Here is a 17,805-nt window from a genome sequence, read left to right as displayed (position 1 = left end):
ACGGCACGCCTCCCCGGACGCTGCAATATAGGTCAACTTGACTGACCTATATCCCCTCTTGGCTGCGAATTGAAGTGTGCCTGAACGGTTTCCCGAATGCGCCAGCGCTGGCGCACTGCTCGAACGCCGCGAGCAGTTCCACAAAAGTGTTGCAGCGTTTTCCGACCGCCTAAAGGCTCTTCTTGTAGCCGAGATGGCTGCCGGTGAAGCCGAGGCTTTCGTAAAAACGATGCGCGTCCGCCCGCCCTTTGTCGGTGGTCAGTTGGACGAGGCCGCAGCCGCGCGCGCGGCACGCGTCGATCGCCCATTCGATCATCTGCCTGCCGATGCCGTCCGAGCGCCTGTGGCCGGCGACCCGAACCGCCTCGATCTGGCCGCGCCACGCGCCCTTGCGCGAGAGCCCGGCAAGGAAAGTTATCTGCAAGGTGCCGACCACCTCGCCGCCACCCACGGCCACCGCCAGCAGCTGATTGGGATCGGCGTCGATGGCGTTGAAAGCGTCGACATAACCTTGCGCCAGCGGCAAGGAAGCGTCCTCGCGGCCGGCGCCAAGCGGATCGTCGGCCAGCATGGCCACGATATCAGGCAGGTCGGAGGCCTGCGCACGGCGGAAGGTGATCATGGTGTCGAGATATCGCGAGGCGGCGGCAGCGGCAAGATTTGAATACGTTCCCACTAGGCGCGGGCTAAACTTCGCCCTCATAAACCCGCTGCGCCTGCGTCAGCGCCTCATCGAGCCGCGCGCCCTCGGCATATCCAGCCAGGTTCCGCGGCCGCTCCATGTCAGGCATCAGCCTCGGACACGGCTCGGCGGCGCCGACCACCATCCGCACCGGGATGACGCCGGCCCAAACCGGATGCCCGTAATCCTCCTCGTCGTCGCCGACGCCCTTGGCGCGCACCTTCGCCGATGCCTCTTCAATACGCATGCCGATCACCGTCGTCGCCTTGGCCTCCTGCGCCGAGATCGGCCTCAGGGTCTCGCTCCGGCCGGGATAGAAACGGTCGACGACGCCGGCCAGCGCCTTCAGTTTCTCCTGCGGCTCGTCGACGATTCGCGCCGTGCCGAAACACATCGCCGAGCGGTAGTTGGCCGAATGGTTGAAGCCCGAGCGCGCCAGCACCAGCCCGTCGAGATGCGACACCGTGAGACAGGCCGGCGTGCCGCCGCGCAGATTGCGCAGCATGCGGCTGGCCGACGAGCCGTGCCAGTACAGCATGTCGTCCTCGCGCCAGTGGATGGTCGGCGTGCAATAGGGCTGGCCATCGAACGTATAGGCGACATGGCACAGCAGCCCGGCATCCAGCACCGCGAAGACTGCCGCATGGTCGTAGCTGCCGCGCTCGTGCAGGCGCTTGACGCGGTTGCGGCTGGTGGTCGGAAAACTGGCTGGCGTGTCGTTCACGGCTTGCATCCTTGGTTGTCGTCTGCCAACCATGCGCCATGACATTGGTCGATAAAAGAACCAATCCCATGAAGAAAAACCAGACCAATTTTCCGGATTGGTCGGCGCTGATCCCGGTCCTGCCGGGCGACGGCCCGCGCAGCCGCGAGCTTTATGCGGCGCTCAGGCGGCTGATCGAGACCGGCGCGCTGGCCACCGGGGCGAAACTCCCGACCACCCGGGATCTCGCACAGCGCTTCGGCCTGTCGCGTTCGGCGGCGGTTGCCTGTTTCGAAATGCTGATCTCGGAGGGGTTTGCGGTCGCCAAGGTCGGCGCCGGCACCTTCGTCGCGCCTGATGTGCCGCATCTGCCGCTGACGCTGATCAAGCCGCGTCCAGCGGAGATCGACGTCGCGGCGTCGCTACCTTGCGGCCTTGGCGTTGCGGTCTCCGATCCGCGCACGCTTGATATGTTTCGCATCCTTCTGTCGCGCCACCTCACCCGCCCCGGACCGGAGCATTTCCGCTATGGCGATCCGCGCGGCGGCCTGCCGCTGCGCACGGCAATTGCCACCTATCTCAGGACCGCACGCGGCGTGCGCTGCGACGCCGGCCAGATCGTGCTGACGTCGGGCACGCAGCAGGGGCTGGATCTCCTGGTGCGTGCAGCACTTCGTCCCGGCGATGCCGTCTGGATCGAAAACCCCTGCTATCCCATGGCGCACGCCGTGCTGGCCGGCAGCGGCGCCAGGGTTTTTGGCGTACCAGTCGACGCCGAAGGGCTCGATCCCGAGATCGGCGAAAGCCTGTGCTCCAAGGCGCGCGCGGCCTATGTCACGCCCTCGCATCAATATCCGCTCGGCGTGACGATGACGATGCGCCGCCGTCTCGCTTTGCTCGACTGGGCGCGGCGCAACGATGCCTGGATCATCGAGGACGACTACGACAGCGAGTTCCGCTATGCCGGCCCGCCGCTGACCTCGCTGCAGGGCATGGACGGCTCGGGCCGTGTCGCCTATCTCGGCAGCTTCTCGAAAATCCTCTTCCCCGGCCTGCGCATCGGCTATGTCGTGGTGCCCGAAGCGCTGCTCGATGCCGTGATGGCGGTCAGGGCGCGCTCCGATCGCTTCCCCTCGACGCTTGCCGAAGGCGCGCTGACCGACCTGTTGAACGAGGGCCATTTCGCCGCGCATCTCAGGCGCGTGCGCCGCCGGGTGCAAGCCGCGCGCGACGTGCTGGTCGCCGGCCTCGAGACGCATTGCGGCGATGCCCTCGAAGTAACCGTGCCCGAACAGGGGCTGCACTTGATGGCGACGCTGAAGCACGCCGGGCCGGACACGGCGATCGTCGAGGCGGCGAAGGCGGCAGGTGTCGGCGCCAGGGCCTTGTCCTCGATGTTCATCGGCGGGGCGTCCCGGCAAGGCCTGGTGCTGGGTTTTTCCGGGTTTTCGGACGAGGAACTGATGGCCGCGACGGTACGACTGGGTGGGGTGATGGGCCCCAGTCCCGGCCGCCAAACTACCTGATCCTGCTCAAACAATCCTAGGGCGAAGCAGGAGCGCAGCTCCGTCTCGGAGGCCTTCGGATGACGAAGTCCTCAATCCCCATCGGCGGGCTGGGCCTTGCCGCACTGCGCCAGCACCTTGCCGATGGCCGCGCTTGAACCCTTCAGCGGAAAGCTGATCTCGCCATATTTGGCTGAACTGACCGACACATCGCCCTTGCCGCGCAACAGGTCGAGCAGCGGATCGGCTTTCGCCAGGTTGACCACGAAGTAGTTGTACATGGCCTCCAGCTGCAGCGCCTTAGTTACCGTCTTGCCGTCGGCCTTGAACGCGAACGAACCGCTGATGCCAGGCTCCAATTGCCGGCCGTTGGCGCCGAGATCGTAGCTCAGCACCGGCGTGTCGAAACAGGTCAGCATCAGATACGCATCGCCTTTCGGCCCGCCGCAGACCGAGGCCGTCAGCACGCTGCCGCCCTCGTCTTCCTCCATCCTGGCGCTCCAGCCGCCGCACGACGCGGCAAACGCCGGTTGCGCGGCCTGCAGGACCGCTACCGCACCGGCGACGACGAGATGTGCAACTCTCATGGCTCCCCCCAATTGACTGCCTTCAGGGCATTTGCAGCGCCCGTCGCCAGCATATAGGAAAAGCGATCCGATGGCATTGCCCCTTGCGGCAGCCGGTCCTGTTTCGCGGAGAGTTGGATTGAGAGCCTGCGTTCGCCTGTGTCTGTCCTTTGTCGCCCTGCTGGCCTTGCCGCTCACCGCTCATGCCGAGTGGAAGCCGGTCGAGAAGATCGAGCCCTACGCGATCTCGGGCCAGTCCGGCGCCGAACTCTACCGCTCGATCGGCGAGAAAGGGCCAAAGCTCGGCATTGCCCGCGCCATCGCCTACACCAATTTCAAGCTGACCTGGGGGCTAAGGGATTACAAGCCCAGCGGCAAGGACTGCGTGCTGACGGCCGGGCGGCCGAAGCTGATCGTCACCTACACTTTGCCGAAACCCTCCCGCTCCCTGCCGCCGGCCGTCCAGAAGAACTGGGACACCTTCATCGCCGGCGTCGCCGCCCATGAGAAGGTGCATGGCGCCAGCATGGTCCAGATGGTCCACGACATCCAAGCCGCGACGGACGGCCTGACCGTCGCCGACGATCCCAAATGCAGCAAGACCAGGGCCGAGGTGGTCAAGCGGCTCGACGCGATCTCGAAGGCGCGGGTGCAGGCAAGCCGCGACTTCGACCGTATCGAATTCGGCAATGGCGGCAATTTGCAGAAACTGGTTTTTTCGCTCGTGACCGGCCCCTGAAGCCACCTGACACGGATCAGGAGGCGGGCACTGATGACTTACCACGAAATGCCGGGGGGACAGCGCCCCTCTGTCCTGCCGGACATCTCCCCCGCAAGGGAGGAGATTGTGCTCTCATTTCTGCTTTCGGCAAATTTCCAGCGTTGCAAGACAGGCGCAGCAATTGAAGCTGCCATCTCCCCCTTGCGGGGGAGATGGCCGGCAGGCCAGAGGGGAGTCTGACAGAACTCGGCCCCTTCCAGCTACCGCGGTATGGGCGCGAGGTGCGAGCCCTCACCGCGTTTCCGCGTTCGCCCGCAGCTCCGCCCGCTTCTCGTCCGACACCACGGCCAGATCCAGCACCTTCTGCAATTCGGCCGCATGGCGGAAGGACGGTTCGGCCTGCACGCCCGTGCGCACCGCGTCAGTGAAACGCTGGTAGTTGGTCTCCACCGTGCCGGGGTCGCGCTCTTCCCATATGGCGTTCTCGACATTCTCCCCCACGCATGCCTTGAGCGTCGAACCGTCGAGGTTGTGCACCACTTCGATGCCGCCCTTCTCGCCATAGATGCGCAGACGCAGTTCGTTGAGATGGCCTGTTGCCCAGCGGCTGGCATGCACCACGCCGAAGGCGCCGTTGGAAAAATCCAGCGTCATGGCGAAGCTGTCATTGGCGTCGAGTCCGTAGTCGCCGATGCGGTTGCCGGGCGCCTTGTCGAAGGCGCGCAGCCGGCAGAAGACATGGTCGATGCCGACGGCTGCGCCATAGCTGGCGAAATCGAGGATGTGGATGCCGACATCGCCGAGCACGCCATTGGAACCGTGGCCGCGCGACAGCCGCCACAGCCATTTCGGATCGGTGCGCCAGTCGCCCCAGAATTTCGACACCAGCCAGCTCTGCAGATAGGACGCCTCGACATGCCTGACGGTGCCGATCTCGCCCGCTTGCACCATCTGGCGCGCTTTCTGCAGCGCGGCCACATTGCGATAGGTGAGGTTCACCATGTTGACGATGCCGGCAGCCTCGGCGGCATCGGCCATCTCGGTCGCCTTGCCGAAGTTTTCGGCCAGCGGCTTTTCGCACAGCACCGGCTTGCCGGCGGCGATCAGCGCCATGGTGGTCGGGTGGTGGATGCGGTCGGGCGTGACATTGGCCACCGCGTCGAACTCGCCCCATGCCAGCGCCTCCTCCAGCGCGGTAAAGCGGTTGGGAATGTCAAAGCTGTCGGCGAACTCGCCGACCCGCGCCGGATCGACATCGACCGCGCCGACAATGTCGACGCCCTCGATGGCGCTGAAGCGCCGGGCATGTTCCTGCGCCATCCAGCCGGTGCCGAGTATCAAAAGCCGCATTATTTGCTCCTTGGGGTGAGATGCCGGAATCCCCTCCCGGCCGACGCCCTCAAATAGCGCGTATAATGCCGCCGTCGACCCGGATGTTCTGGCCGGTGATGTAGCCGGCGCCCTCCGACGCCAGGAAGGCGATGGTCGCGGCGACCTCTTCCGAAGTCCCGTAGCGCTGCATCGGCACGCTGTCGCGGCGTTCTTCGGTGGCCGGCAGGCTGTCGATCCAGCCGGGCAGCACATTGTTCATGCGCACATTGTCGGCGGCATAGGTGTTGGCGAAGATCTTGGTGTAAGCGGCAACGCCGGCTCGGAACACGGCGGACGTCGGGAACATCGGGCTCGGCTCGACCACCCAGGCCGTCGAGATGTTGATGATGGCCCCACCCTTCTGCTTGACCATCTGGGGTGCCACGATGCGCACCGGCCGGATGACGTTGAGGAGGTAGACGTCCATGCCGGTGTGCCATTGCTCGTCGGTGATCTCGAGGATCGGCGCGCGCGGCCCGTGGCCGCCGCTGTTGACCAGCACGTCGATGCGGCCATAGCGCTCCAGCGTCAGGTCGACGAGGCGCTGCAGATCGTCGTTCGACTGGTTGGAGCCGGTGACGCCGAGCCCGCCAAGCTCCTTGGCCAGCGCCTCGCCCTTGCCCGAAGAGGAAAGAATGGCAATCTTGAAGCCGTCCGCCGCCAGCCGCTTGGCCGCCGCCGCCCCCATGCCGCTGCCGCCGGCCACCACCACAGCTACTTTTTCTACACTCATCGGATTTCCCTCTCAGGGTTTGCGGGCACCGCAAGCGGTGTTTTCGGGAGTTGAGCGTTGATATAGCTGGTTTTCCGCGTCGGTTCGAACCAGAATGCCTGAAATCAACCTGTAGAAAAACTACTGCATGCCCGAAACCTTCCTCAGCTTGCCGCCGTTGAATGCGCTGCGCGCCTTCGAAGCCTCGGCGCGTCATCTCAACTTCCGCATCGCGGCCGAAGAGCTCAACGTCACGCAAGGGGCGGTCGCCCAGCACATTCGCGGGCTGGAGGCCGATCTCGGCACGAAGCTGTTCGAGCGGCTGCCGCGCGGCCTGGCGCTGACCGATGAGGGCCGCGCCTATGTCCCCAACATCCGCCGCGCCTTCGACCTGATCTCGGAGGCGACGCTGCTGCTTCGTCCCGAGCCGGCGCGGCTGACGGTCAGCGTGACGCCGAGCTTCGCCACCAAATGGCTTATCCCGAGGCTGCACGATTTCGTCGCGCACAACCCGCTGGTCGACCTGCGCGTACTGGCCAGCGAAAGCCTGTCGAGCTTCCAGGTCGATGGCGTCGACATCGCGGTCAGGCAGGGCCGCCCACCCTTCGGCGCCGGGCTGGTCGTCGACCTGTTGTTTCCCCAGCAGATCGTCGCCGTGTGCAGCCCGGCCCTGCTGCCGGCCGACGCGATCGAGATCGCGGCCTCCGAAATCCAGCGCCACGTGCTGCTGCACGATGCCCACAATCTGTGGCCGGAATTCATGGAAAAGGCGGTCGGCCTGAAGATGACGACCGAACTCAAACGCATGCGCTTCAACCAGACCGGCCTCGCCATCGACGCGGCCGTCGCCGGCCAGGGCATTGCGCTGGCCAGCCGCTTTCTCGTCGCCGCCGACCTCGCCGCCGGCCGTCTGGTTCAGCCCGTCAGCGGCGAAATGCGCGGCACGCAGGATTTTTATGTCGTGATGCCGAGAAAACAGCGCCACCCCGAGCCGACGCAAGCCGTGCGGCAATGGTTGCTGGATGCCGGAGAGCGACGACCTTTGTCGTGAGACCTTCGCACGCACGGAGACGTCAAGCCGCTTGCCTATGAGGCAACGACGGGCGCACCGCGAAAGATCGCCACGGCGGCAGCGACGATTTCCGCATTGTCCTTGGCTGTCCTGCCGTCGGCGAGCGTCTTGCCGTCTTCCAGACCGACCCGTGTCGACCAGCGCTGGCGATGCGCAAGCTCGACGAGGGGCCAGACAGTTGTGTCGACGCCATGCAGCAGGATCGGCTGCCGTACCCCGGCGCGCTCGAGTACGGCGGCGATGCCATGCGCTTCATCGAGTGCAGCGGACAGATCGGGGATGTCGATCTCGATCAGATTGCGCAGCACCTGGTTGTGGCCGGGAAGCGCTACGAAGCGCTCGGCATCGGCGACGACGGCAAGCCCCGTCTCGATGCCTACACCACGCTGGCGCAGCAACTCCATCACGGCGGGCGCATCCGGTTCGGACAGGTTGACCGAAGCATAGTCAGGCAGGTCTCGCCAGCCGGCGATCGCCGCGCGGGTCCGCTCGACGTCGTTCTCGATCCAGGCGCCGGTCGACACGCCAACCAGTGTTCCCGGGCAGGTCCGGCGCACCGCCAGCACCGTGGCGTCGACGGCTGCCAGGCTTTCGCGTCCGTCGGTGCCGCGCGGATGGATATGCAGTTCGGCCGCTCCAGCGGCGACGCAGGCTGCCGCATCGCTGGCCATTGCCTCGGCGGTCAGCGGCAGCTTCGGGTGGAAATCGCGCGGACGCGCGCCGTTGATGCAGGCCTGGACGATCATCGATGTCACCTTGCGCAAGGGGCCGCAGTGTAGCTGTGCGGCGTTGAAACTGCCAATCTCCCCCTCGTAGGGGAGATCGGCAGCTTCAACGCCGCGCGCCTGCTCACAACATTCGGCGGCATTTGAATAAAAGCCGCTTGTGGATATTTACCCGGCGTTCCCTCGTCTCCGGCAAGCTCTTTTTAGGGCGGGGTCATGGAGGGACCATTGACCAGCGATTTTTCAGCCGCCCGCATCCACCTCGAACGCGCCTATCATTATCTGCAAGGCAATGACGAGACGAGCCGTGCCGCCTGTGACGCGCTCGATCTGTTGATCGAAGCGGTGACGGAGGCGCAGCACAGGCGACCCGAGGCTGGAGTGCTGGAGTTCCCGCAATCGACGGCGCGGCGAACCGGATAGAAAGTGTCGAGTTTCAGGCCAGTCCGGCCTGGCCTGAAACTCGCCGCACCCGGATCACGATGCCTTGCGGGCCGTCGCTCCCTTGGTTGCGCGCGCGACAATTCGCTCGAGCGGCTCCGGCCGGTGCAGCAAAAATCCCTGGCCGAAGGCGACCCCCATGTCGCTCAACATGGCCAGCGTGTCCTGCCGTTCGATCTTCTCACCGACCACGTCGCAACCGAGGCTACGGGCAATGCTGGTGATGGCCAGCACGATCTCGCGGTCGAAGCGGCTTTGCGTGATGTGCTCGATGAAGGAACCGTCGATCTTGATCGTGTCGACGGGGAACCGCCGGAGATATTCGAACGAGCTCATGCCGGCTCCGAAATCGTCGAGGCCGACCCGGCAGCGCCGCTCGCGCGCCTTGCGCACGAACTGTTCGGCGGCATCGAAATTGGTGACGGCGGCGGTTTCGGTGATCTCGAAGCCGATGCCCGAATGCGGCGCCCCGGTTTCTTCTATGACGCTGTCGACGAAGTCCCAAAGCTGCGGATCGCTCAGCGTCTGCGCCGACAGATTGAAGCCAAGCGTCAGCGCCCCCGAACGCAAGGCGGCACCATGCCGCGACAGCGCGGTGCGGATGATCCAGCGATCGAGCCGCGACGCGATGCCGAACCGCTCGGCCACCGGAATGAACTCCCCGGGTGGCACCAGCCGGCCGTTGCGTGCGGCGAGCCTGGCCAAGACTTCGACATGGCGGCTTTCCTGCCAGGGGCGGCCCAGAAGATGGATTTCCTGGCCAAACAGCTTCAGCCTGCCGTCTTCCATGGCATCGACCGTATCGGCGACGATGCGCGCCGCGTTGAGGCCACCCGAACCCGATGCCGTATCGGTGGAGAAGACGGCAAATCGGTTTCGCCCGGCGGCCTTGGCCGCGTAGCAGGCGTCGTCGGCACAGGCCAGCGCGTCGGCCACCGTCGTGTCGGCGTCATCGACGAAAGCGATACCGATCGAGGCCGCCAGCTTGCGCGACGTGGCCGTCGATCCAAGTTCGGCATCGCGAACCGCGGCAAGTACCGCGTCGGCCAGCCGCCCGGCCTGCGCCGCATCGCAATTGGGCATCAGCAGCGCGAACTCGTCACCGCCCAGGCGCGCGGCATGCGCCTTCGCGGGAAGGCAGCCCAGAATGCCTTGCGCAACGCTTTTCAGTGCCAGGTCGCCGGCCGCGTGGCCGGCAAAATCGTTGAGCGCCTTGAAGTAGTCGAGATCGACATAGAACACGGAAAGCGGCAGCAACTGCGCGGCCGCGATATGATCGGCCAGCAGCCGGTCGAACGCGGCGCGGTTCAAGAGACCGGTGAGCGCGTCATGGCGGGCCGCATAGGCAAGCTCCTGCTCGCGCTGCTTGTCTTCGGTGATATCGCGCACCGTGCCCAGGATCTGCCCCGCCAGCCGGCGGTCCCGGATTTGCGGGTCGGCGATGAAACGCAGCAGGGATTCTATGTGCCGGACCTCTCCGTCGCGCCGCACGATGCGGTATTGCACGGCGGTGACCTTGTCCGTTTCGAGCGGCACCAGATGCGCGCGCGACGCGGCCTCCTTGTCGTCCGGATGCAGATAGCCGAACCAGTGGTCGCGCTCGACTTCGGCGGTGTCGGAGACGAGCCCGAAAATCTCCCTGGTGCGTTCGTCCCAATAACTTTTGCCGCCCGCGAGGTCGTGGTGCCAGATGCCGGTGCCGCTGGCGGCGAGCGCCAGGCGAAACCGCACATTGACCTGCTCGAGTTCGGCCTCGGCGGCCTTCTGCTTGGAGATGTCGGTCTGCACACCCATCAGCCTGAGCGGCTTTCCCATCGCGTCGCGCTCGACGACGCCGCCGCGATCGAGCACCCACACCCAATGTCCCTGCTTGTGCTTCAGCCGCAATTCGGTCTCGATGGCGTCGGTCAGGCCGGCAATGTGGCGGTCGCCGCTGGCCAGCGCCCGCTCGCGGTCGTCGGGATGGGTCAGTTGCAGCCAAAGGTCGCTGGTGTTGGCCAGTTCGCTCTCATCGTAGCCTAGCATCCGCGCCCAGGTCGCGGAATAAAAGCAGTCGCCGGTCACAAGATCCCAGTCCCAGACGCCAAGATGCGCGCGCTCCAGGGCTTTTGCCCAGAACGTTCCATTGCGACTTTTCTTACCCTGACGCGCCATCGTCTGCTTCGCCTGCTCCACCGCGGCGCAATCTGCGGCAAAACCAGAGAAGAAACAGTTACCGCGCGGGCGGAGTTGTCGACGTCTGATTGGGAGCCCCTGTTCATCAAGGCCGTACCGAACTACTCCAGGCAGCCGTCAATTTCCCCAGGTCGACGACACGACATTGCCCGCCGTCACGCCGGACAGTCTTTCGCGCTTCTCGAGCCTCGGCTTTTCATAGGTCTTCTTCATTGCCATCGCCTTCTCCCGTGGCCATCCGATTTCCAGGGTCTAGCTGAGGCGGGGCAGCCATGCTTGGGCTCAGCGGAACGGGTTCCGGCCCAGGCGGCCCTGCCCGGCGCCGAACCCGCCTTTTCGATTGGCCGGCAGGAACCGGAGTTTTGTGTCTGGCGGATCGTCCTACTGCTGCCCAGGTCAGCGGCGCAAGCCGGTGACCCCTGGATCATCGGCGGCGCCGATGATCCCATGCACGACAACAACAAGGACCTCCCCATGACCAAGCAAGAAGACAACAAGGCCGTCGTCGTCAGATGGTTCACCCACTTCTGGGGTGAACGTTGCGATCTGTCCGTCGTCGACGAGATCGCGGCACCCGACATGCTGCTGAAATATTCGCTGCACGAGCCGCGCCGCGGCCGCGACGACATCAAGGCCTTCATGACCGACTTCCGCGCCGCCTTCCCGGACCTCAACTTCTGGGCCACCGCCGACCTGATTGCCGAGGGCAACTATGTCGTCGGCCAGTGGGAGGGCGGCGGCACGCATACCGGCCCAGCCTTCGGCGACTTCCTCGTCGGTTCGCTGCCGGCCGCCACCGGCCGCACCATGCGCTTCACCGGCACCACGGTGCTGAAGGTGGTTGACGGCAGGATCGTCGAGGAAATCGGCCTCGATGACGGCGTCACCGCCCTCACCCAGCTCGGTCTGATCAAGACCGCCTGAGGCGATCAGGCAAAACGATCGTTCGGGCCAGGCGGCGTCAATGCCGCCTGGCCTCATTGCTTATTGGCTCGGCGCCATTGCGTGCTCGCATGACACTTTCGGATTCATGTCGGCGAACGTGCCTGTCGGGTTCCCTTTCCAGGCCCAGACATGCAGCTCGTAGAATTCACCCAGGCCATAGCGGTTGGGGGCGCTGTTGAAATTGAACAGCTGGCCGTCCAACGATGCCGGTCCTTTCGAAGTGATGTACTCGACCGCCACCAGCTTCAGCGTGCCATCGGCCATCGGCTCGTACATCACAGCTTCGGGACGGGCGATGTCGATCTTGTCGTCCTTCAGATACTGGCCGTTGACATAGTGGATGCCCATGGCGCCGCCGGTGATGCCGCTGGCACAAGGAATAGGCGCATAGCCCTCTGATACCGCTGCCTTGACGTCGACAAACCGGCTGTTGACAGCCCGCACCTTGTCGGCCAGCGGGTTGGGGCCGGAGGCAGCTTCAGCCGGCTCCTGATGCGCCTGCGCGAGGGTGGTGCAGATTGCCAGCATGGTCCCCGCCATAAGAAGTCCGCTGCGAAAGTTTGATATCATCTTCATTCCATTCTTCTTGAAAAAGCACAGCTGGCCGGCCGCCGAAAATACGGAGGCCCGTCAGGCAAGCGCTGTGGCTGTTGTTGCTTGGAGATCCCGAAATTGATGTAACGGCTACCGAAAAGGATCATCCCTTCGGCAGATACGGGATCGTTCCGGCCAGATCGGTGTTGTCGATCATCTGGAAACGGCTGTCGCTGCCGTCCTGACGGGCCGAGACGAAGGGCGCGTAGGCAGGATCGGTGGTGAAGGCGCGCGCCGCCGCTTCCGACGGGAACGCCATCAGCGCGATCAGCGTGGTATCGAGCGGCTTGCCTTCAAGCGTTTTCACATTGCCGCTGCGCGACAGATATCTGCCGCCATGCTTGTGGACGAGATCGTGCACCGAGGCGGCGTAAGCCGGCACCCACTGCGGGTCGTTTATCTTGATGTCTGCGATAACGTAGGCGGTCATGGTGGTCTCCTGGTTGCGGTGCACAGGCGTATCCCGTGCAACCGGCCAAAAGGCTCGCATGGCAGGACCCTCGCCAACCAGTCCGCGATCTGTACCGGGGCAGTACAGTTTCCGTACTGGCCGCTTCATTCATGAAGGCCTAATATTCGGTCAGGTTTGAGGGAGAGGCACCAATCATGAGCCAGCACGGATACAAACAATTCTGCCCGCTATCGATGGCCGCTGAGGTGCTGTGCACCCGCTGGACCATGGTGCTGATGCGTGAACTGGTGGCCGGCTCGACCCGTTTCAACGATCTTCGCCGCGGCGTCCCCAAAATGTCGCCCACCCTTCTGTCGCAACGGCTGAAGGAACTTGAGATCGCCGGGATCGTCGAGCGCAAGGAAGTGCCGGGCGAAAAAGGCATATTCGAATATCGGCTGACGGAAGCCGGCCGGGATTTGCGTCCTGTCGTCGAGGCGATGGGCTTCTGGGGGCAGAAATGGGTCGAGTCCCGGCTGTCGCTGAAGAACCTCGATCCGTCGTTGCTGATGTGGGACATGCGGCGCAATCTGAACCCGTCGCCGCTGCCCGAGGGACGTACGGTGATACAATTCCTGTATCAGGACCTGCCGGCATCCAAACGCTCGTGGTGGCTGATCGTCGAGAAGCACGGCGAGGTCGATCTGTGCTGGTACGATCCGGGTTTCGATGTCGATCTCTACGTCTCGACCGACCTGCACACCATGACGGCGATCTGGATGGGAGTGCTGACCGTCGAGAAGGCCGGCGCCAGGGTTGCCCTGACCGGCGACCAGGCCATCGGCAGGAAGATGCAGACTTGGCTCGGCCTCAGCCCGTTCGCGGTGGAGCCCAAACGCGCGGCTTAGGAGAATCGGTGCATGTTAGGCGCGCCTGCGGCCCCTGTCATTTGCAAGGTGATAGGGTTGCACGAGGACTTCGGCGGGAATTTTCCATTCCTTGTTCAGTTTGAAGACCATATCCAGGGTGAGTGCGCGCTTTTTGTTCAACACCTCGGTCGCCCGGGGTGATGATCCGATCACCTCGGCCAGCGCCTTCCGCGACAGGTTGAACAGTTCCATGTGCGAATGAATGGCTTCAACGGGATCCGGTGCTTCAATCGGGTAGTGCTTATCCTCATAAGCCTCGATCAGGGTTGCGAGAACGTCGAACCGGTCACCATCGAGAGAGCCGACCTCCGGCTCATTTTCGAAATATTTAGTGATTTCGGCGATCGCCCAATCGTAATCGGCTTCGGTCTTAATGGGTCGAATGTTTTCCATCACACCTTCTCCGGATCAATCTTGTCATACTCTTTGTGCGTGCCGACGAATTTGATCAGAACGCGGTGAAACTTGTAGGCGACGTGGACAATCAAACGATACTTGTTGCCGCTAATGTCGAAAATGATGCGATTGTCACCGACGAAATCAACTGTCGCTCCAAACGCATCCTTGACGTCAGCCGGGGTCTTCCAATCAGCATTCCCGACAGCCACATACCAAGCCGTCAAAGGAGCTTCGGCCTGATTGTGTTTTGCCCAAAAATCCTTCAGCGCCTTCTTGGCAATTATCTGCATGACCTGATATAGCAAATTCCCAAATTGGGAACAAGAGGATTTTCCCAAATTGGGAAAGGCAAGTGAGGTTCCCAGGCACTTGTCAGGAAACGGGTGGCGGGGCCGGCTTGTGGTGGCTTCAATGCGGTCATGTTCATCACCCTGGCCAAGAGTCTGAAGTCCGCGCCGCTGCAAATCACCGACGATCCGCGCTGGGCGCGCATCGTCGCGCGCGACAAATCCGCCGACGGCGCATTCTGGTATTCGGTGGCGACGACGGGCGTCTATTGCCGGCCTTCCTGTCCGTCTCGGCGCGCCAATCCGAAAAATGTGCAGTTGCACGACACGCTGGACCAGGCCAGGGCGACCGGTTTTCGCCCGTGCCGGCGCTGCGATCCACATGGCCCGTCGCTCGAGGCCGGCAACGCGGCGATGGTCGCCGCTGCCTGCCGCAGGATCGAGCAGAGCGAGGAAGAACCCTCGCTGGCTGAATTGGCGGATGCCGCCGGCCGCAGCGCCGGTTATTTCCACCGCATCTTCAAGGCCGTCACCGGGCTGACGCCGAAGGATTTTGCCGCCGCGCACCGTGCCGCCAGGGTCCGCCAGGGCCTGGAAGACGGCGCCAGCGTGACGACGGCGATTTACGATGCCGGTTTCAACTCAAGCGGACGTTTTTACGAGAAATCCACTGGCATGCTCGGCATGACGCCGACGCGCTATCGCGCCGGTGGCGCCGACGAAGAGATCCGCTTCGCCGTTGGCGAGACCTCACTCGGCACCATCCTGGTCGCGTCCAGCCAGAAGGGCGTCGCCTCGATCCTGCTCGGAGACGATCCCGACGCGCTGGTGCGCGACCTGCAGGATCGTTTCCCCAGGGCACGGCTGATCGGTGGCGACCGCGACTACGAGGCGCTGGTCGCCCGCGTCGTCGGTTTCGTCGAGGCTCCGGCGCTCGGCCTCGACCTGCCGCTCGACGTCCGCGGCACGGCGTTCCAGCAGCGCGTCTGGCAGGCCTTGCGCGCCATCCCCGCCGGCCAAACGGTTTCCTATGCCGAGATCGCGCATCGCATAGGCGCACCTAAGGCGACCCGCGCCATCGCCGCCGCCTGCGCCGCCAACAATCTTGCCGTCGCCATTCCCTGCCACCGCGTCATCCGCAAGGACGGCGCACTTTCCGGCTACGCCTGGGGCGCGGAGCGCAAGCGCGCGCTGCTCGACCGCGAGGCAGCGTCCGACAATGCCAACCGGTCGGTGCGGGCCTGACGAGGACCGGCAATGCGCGCGATGGCAAGGTCTCCCACCACCGATGCGAACATCCAGACCCAAGCTGCCGGCAGCCGCCGCGCCCCTGACGCGAAATCACGGGTGATGACCGCCATCGGCCAGATGGTCGATGATGGCAAAGCCGAATGGAGCCGCACCGCAACCGGCGAGGTTGAGTTGCGCCTGTCATCAGGCGAAGTGTTCATGCTGGGCGAAATTTCCGTCACCCGTGTCGCATGACATCCTCAGGCGAAGTGCCAATGATCAAAATCGGCGCTCTACGGCGCCGTAGAGCACCTGCCTTGGAGATTCGAATTTGAAAGCAAGCATCGGAGTGAGCGCCAATCAGCACGTGGCTAGGGTTCAGGCACAGACAAAGGAGTGAAGGCAATGAACCTCGTACAAACCAATATTCCGGCGACAGCCACCAAGCTCGCCGCCCTCGATATCATAACCTACGCCATCGGCGAATCCCCGATCGGTAAAATCCTGGCGGCACGCAGCGCTATCGGCGTCTGCGCCATCCTGATCGGCTCGGACGCCGACACACTGGAGCGGGATCTTGGCCATCGCTTCCCGGGCAAGCTACTGGTCGAAGACGGGGCCACCTTGCGCGACGATCTCGCGGCAATCGCGCGCTTCATCGAAACGCCTGGCGTCGGCCTCGACCTGCCGCTCGACCTGCGCCGCGGCACGCCATTCCAGCAGCGCGTGTGGGAGGCGCTCCGAGGCATCCCGTGCGGCGCCACCATCACCTACGCCGCGCTGGCCCGGCGCCTCGGCCAGCCGGACGGCGCCCGTGCCGTGGCGACGGCCTGTGCAGCCAACGCGATTGCGCTGGGCATTCCCTGCCACCGTGTTGTCCGCGCCGACGGCACGCTGTCGGGCTACCGCTGGGGCGTCGAGCGCAAGCGCGCTCTGATCGACAAGGAGGCTACGATATGAATGCCGCCAGGGTTGCCGCATCGGCGGTTGAAGCTGCTCGGACGCGTGTCGCGGGTTACGACTGGCCCGCCCTTGCCGCCGAACTCGACGGCTTCGGCTGCGCGGTGATTGAAAAGCTGCTGTCGCCCGAAGAGTGCCGGCAGATCGCGGGCCTCTATCCCGAGGAGAAGCATTTCCGCAGCCACATCCATATGGCCAGGCACGGCTTCGGCAAGGGCGAGTACCGCTACTTCCGTTATCCCTTGCCCGACCTGCTGGGTGGCCTGCGCAGCGCGCTCTATCCCAGGCTGGCCGAGGTCGCTAACCGGTGGAGCGAGCGGATGGGGCAGGCCATGCGTTATCCCGCGACGCATGCCGCGTTTCTCGATCAGTGTCATGCCGCCGGTCAGACGCGGCCGACGCCGCTGCTGCTGCAATATGTGCCTGGCGACTTCAACTGCCTGCACCAGGATCTCTATGGCGACCTCGCCTTTCCGCTGCAGGTGGCGATCCTGCTCTCCGAACCGGGCCAGGATTTCACCGGCGGTGAGTTCGCGCTGACCGAGCAGCGGCCGCGTATGCAGAGCCGGGTCGCGGTGGTGCCGCTGCGCCAGGGCGACGCCGTTGTCTTCGCCGTCCACAACCGGCCGGTGCAGGGCACCAAAGGCAATTACCGCGTCAACCTGCGTCATGGCGTCAGCCGGCTGCGCTCAGGCATGCGCCACACGGTCGGGATTATTTTTCACGATGCGAAGTGAGCAGGGAGAAGATGGAGGTCCCCCTCACCCCGCCGGTGCATAGCGACTGACCACCATGCCACAGTCATAGGCCTTCGAGCCGAGCAGCCGCAGGTTTCTAAAACCGCCCTGATCAAAAATCCGGCGGCCCGCACCCAGCACCGCCGGGTTGATGAAAAGCTGAAACTCGTCGACCAGCCCGGCCGCGATCAGCGCCGACGCGAAACCGGCGCCGCCGAACACGGCCATGTCGCCGCCCTCGCCCGCTTTCAGCGCATTGACTTCGCGCGGCAGGTCGCCGCTGGCCACGCTCGTGCGCTCCCAGACCGGCTCCCCGGCCGATTGCTTGAGCTTATCACTGAGCACCACCTTGCGGGCGTCGACGATGCGTTGCGCAAAGGCGTAGAACGGATCGTGCGGAAACTTCTTGGCGGCATTGCCCCAATGGGTGAGATAGCCCTCCTGCGCCATCTTGCGGCTGAGCAGGATGGTATCGACGCCTGTGAAGACAGCGTTGAAGTCCTGCTTCAGCTCATCGTCCCAGGCGCTCTCGTCACCCCACTCCCAGAGCTGCCAGGAATGATCCTCGGTGGCGCCGACAAAGCCGTCGACCGACATCTGCATCTGCAGGACCAGCTTTTTCACCGTCATTCTCCTCACGGCTATCGCAAAACAGTTTAC

General features: G+C 64.3%; 23 protein-coding genes. 10 read left to right on the top strand and 13 right to left on the bottom strand.

Annotation, left to right across the window (positions count from 1 at the left end; translation table 11 throughout):
- Window positions 1–169: 169 nt before the first annotated feature.
- On the bottom strand, window positions 170–622 hold the full coding sequence (locus P3C39_RS03125; RefSeq protein ID WP_275953156.1) for a GNAT family N-acetyltransferase: 453 nt from the start codon (window positions 620–622) through the stop codon (window positions 170–172).
- A 64-nt stretch (window positions 623–686) separates the two neighbouring features.
- Window positions 687–1,439, bottom strand: coding sequence for a pyridoxamine 5'-phosphate oxidase family protein (locus P3C39_RS03120; protein ID WP_063168570.1), 753 nt, complete (start codon window positions 1,437–1,439; stop codon window positions 687–689).
- Between the two features lie 35 nt (window positions 1,440–1,474).
- Here P3C39_RS03120 and P3C39_RS03115 point away from each other — a divergent pair, with 35 nt between their 5' ends.
- On the top strand, window positions 1,475–2,911 hold the full coding sequence (locus tag P3C39_RS03115; RefSeq protein WP_275952648.1) for a PLP-dependent aminotransferase family protein: 1,437 nt from the start codon (window positions 1,475–1,477) through the stop codon (window positions 2,909–2,911).
- Window positions 2,912–2,982: 71 nt separating this feature from the next.
- Here P3C39_RS03115 and P3C39_RS03110 read toward each other — a convergent pair whose 3' ends face one another.
- Entirely contained in the window at window positions 2,983–3,477 is a 495-nt protein-coding gene (locus P3C39_RS03110; protein ID WP_224621167.1) for a hypothetical protein, read from the bottom strand.
- A 118-nt stretch (window positions 3,478–3,595) separates the two neighbouring features.
- On the opposite strand from P3C39_RS03110, the gene P3C39_RS03105 reads away from it, so the two are divergent.
- Window positions 3,596–4,195, top strand: coding sequence for a DUF922 domain-containing Zn-dependent protease (locus P3C39_RS03105; protein ID WP_275952647.1), 600 nt, complete (start codon window positions 3,596–3,598; stop codon window positions 4,193–4,195).
- A gap of 273 nt (window positions 4,196–4,468) precedes the next feature.
- On the opposite strand, the gene P3C39_RS03100 is transcribed toward P3C39_RS03105, so the two are convergent.
- The gene (locus tag P3C39_RS03100) at window positions 4,469–5,527 is read right to left on the bottom strand and encodes a Gfo/Idh/MocA family oxidoreductase (RefSeq protein WP_064993918.1); all 1,059 of its coding nucleotides are present in this window, start codon (window positions 5,525–5,527) and stop codon (window positions 4,469–4,471) included.
- Window positions 5,528–5,576: 49 nt separating this feature from the next.
- Window positions 5,577–6,281, bottom strand: a complete 705-nt coding sequence (locus P3C39_RS03095) for an SDR family oxidoreductase (RefSeq protein ID WP_024501629.1) — start codon at window positions 6,279–6,281, stop codon at window positions 5,577–5,579.
- Between the two features lie 127 nt (window positions 6,282–6,408).
- Between P3C39_RS03095 and P3C39_RS03090 the strand changes: the two genes are divergently transcribed.
- A complete protein-coding gene (locus P3C39_RS03090) occupies window positions 6,409–7,311 on the top strand; it encodes a LysR substrate-binding domain-containing protein (protein ID WP_275952646.1) in 903 nt (300 codons plus the stop codon).
- 35 nt (window positions 7,312–7,346) lie between these two features.
- On the opposite strand, the gene P3C39_RS03085 is transcribed toward P3C39_RS03090, so the two are convergent.
- Entirely contained in the window at window positions 7,347–8,078 is a 732-nt protein-coding gene (locus P3C39_RS03085) for a 3-keto-5-aminohexanoate cleavage protein (RefSeq protein WP_127369119.1), read from the bottom strand.
- Window positions 8,079–8,285: 207 nt separating this feature from the next.
- Here P3C39_RS03085 and P3C39_RS03080 point away from each other — a divergent pair, with 207 nt between their 5' ends.
- Window positions 8,286–8,480, top strand: a complete 195-nt coding sequence (locus P3C39_RS03080) for a hypothetical protein (RefSeq protein ID WP_024501638.1) — start codon at window positions 8,286–8,288, stop codon at window positions 8,478–8,480.
- A 54-nt stretch (window positions 8,481–8,534) separates the two neighbouring features.
- Here the strand turns inward: P3C39_RS03080 and P3C39_RS03075 are convergent, their stop codons facing one another.
- Window positions 8,535–10,652, bottom strand: coding sequence for an EAL domain-containing protein (locus P3C39_RS03075; protein WP_275952645.1), 2,118 nt, complete (start codon window positions 10,650–10,652; stop codon window positions 8,535–8,537).
- Between the two features lie 138 nt (window positions 10,653–10,790).
- Window positions 10,791–10,892: a hypothetical protein gene (locus P3C39_RS03070; RefSeq protein WP_013530742.1), complete on the bottom strand. Its 102-nt coding sequence runs from the start codon at window positions 10,890–10,892 to the stop codon at window positions 10,791–10,793.
- A 255-nt stretch (window positions 10,893–11,147) separates the two neighbouring features.
- Between P3C39_RS03070 and P3C39_RS03065 the strand changes: the two genes are divergently transcribed.
- Window positions 11,148–11,597, top strand: a complete 450-nt coding sequence (locus P3C39_RS03065) for an ester cyclase (RefSeq protein WP_275952644.1) — start codon at window positions 11,148–11,150, stop codon at window positions 11,595–11,597.
- A gap of 60 nt (window positions 11,598–11,657) precedes the next feature.
- Here the strand turns inward: P3C39_RS03065 and P3C39_RS03060 are convergent, their stop codons facing one another.
- The gene (locus P3C39_RS03060; RefSeq protein WP_174564969.1) at window positions 11,658–12,194 is read right to left on the bottom strand and encodes a hypothetical protein; all 537 of its coding nucleotides are present in this window, start codon (window positions 12,192–12,194) and stop codon (window positions 11,658–11,660) included.
- A gap of 121 nt (window positions 12,195–12,315) precedes the next feature.
- Window positions 12,316–12,642, bottom strand: coding sequence for a DUF1330 domain-containing protein (locus P3C39_RS03055; RefSeq protein WP_013530739.1), 327 nt, complete (start codon window positions 12,640–12,642; stop codon window positions 12,316–12,318).
- A 176-nt stretch (window positions 12,643–12,818) separates the two neighbouring features.
- Between P3C39_RS03055 and P3C39_RS03050 the strand changes: the two genes are divergently transcribed.
- Window positions 12,819–13,511 (top strand): helix-turn-helix domain-containing protein, encoded by a 693-nt coding sequence (locus P3C39_RS03050; protein ID WP_024501641.1) that lies wholly within the window; start codon window positions 12,819–12,821, stop codon window positions 13,509–13,511.
- A 15-nt stretch (window positions 13,512–13,526) separates the two neighbouring features.
- On the opposite strand, the gene P3C39_RS03045 is transcribed toward P3C39_RS03050, so the two are convergent.
- Window positions 13,527–13,925, bottom strand: coding sequence for a type II toxin-antitoxin system HigA family antitoxin (locus tag P3C39_RS03045; RefSeq protein WP_024501642.1), 399 nt, complete (start codon window positions 13,923–13,925; stop codon window positions 13,527–13,529).
- Window positions 13,925–14,221 (bottom strand): type II toxin-antitoxin system HigB family toxin, encoded by a 297-nt coding sequence (locus tag P3C39_RS03040; RefSeq protein WP_013530736.1) that lies wholly within the window; start codon window positions 14,219–14,221, stop codon window positions 13,925–13,927. The genes P3C39_RS03045 and P3C39_RS03040 overlap by 1 nt, the downstream gene beginning before the upstream one ends.
- A gap of 129 nt (window positions 14,222–14,350) precedes the next feature.
- On the opposite strand from P3C39_RS03040, the gene ada reads away from it, so the two are divergent.
- The 4 genes from ada (at window position 14,351) to P3C39_RS03020 (ending at window position 17,145) form a co-directional block, all read left to right on the top strand.
- Window positions 14,351–15,463 carry a bifunctional DNA-binding transcriptional regulator/O6-methylguanine-DNA methyltransferase Ada gene (ada, locus tag P3C39_RS03035; RefSeq protein ID WP_275952643.1) on the top strand — a complete coding sequence of 371 codons (1,113 nt, stop codon included), beginning with the start codon at window positions 14,351–14,353 and terminating at the stop codon, window positions 15,461–15,463.
- Window positions 15,464–15,475: 12 nt separating this feature from the next.
- On the top strand, window positions 15,476–15,703 hold the full coding sequence (locus tag P3C39_RS03030; RefSeq protein WP_024501644.1) for a hypothetical protein: 228 nt from the start codon (window positions 15,476–15,478) through the stop codon (window positions 15,701–15,703).
- Window positions 15,704–15,853: 150 nt separating this feature from the next.
- Window positions 15,854–16,408: a methylated-DNA--[protein]-cysteine S-methyltransferase gene (locus P3C39_RS03025; RefSeq protein ID WP_275952642.1), complete on the top strand. Its 555-nt coding sequence runs from the start codon at window positions 15,854–15,856 to the stop codon at window positions 16,406–16,408.
- Window positions 16,405–17,145, top strand: a complete 741-nt coding sequence (locus P3C39_RS03020; RefSeq protein ID WP_275952641.1) for a 2OG-Fe(II) oxygenase — start codon at window positions 16,405–16,407, stop codon at window positions 17,143–17,145. The genes P3C39_RS03025 and P3C39_RS03020 overlap by 4 nt, the downstream gene beginning before the upstream one ends.
- A 24-nt stretch (window positions 17,146–17,169) precedes the next feature.
- Here P3C39_RS03020 and P3C39_RS03015 read toward each other — a convergent pair whose 3' ends face one another.
- On the bottom strand, window positions 17,170–17,769 hold the full coding sequence (locus P3C39_RS03015; protein WP_275952640.1) for a dihydrofolate reductase family protein: 600 nt from the start codon (window positions 17,767–17,769) through the stop codon (window positions 17,170–17,172).
- Window positions 17,770–17,805 lie beyond the last annotated feature (36 nt).

The organism is Mesorhizobium sp. XAP4 (assembly GCF_029269325.1).
GTDB lineage: Bacteria > Pseudomonadota > Alphaproteobacteria > Rhizobiales > Rhizobiaceae > Mesorhizobium > Mesorhizobium ciceri.
Note: the sequence above shows the minus strand (reverse complement) of the source record. Positions and strands in the feature narration are given on the sequence as shown.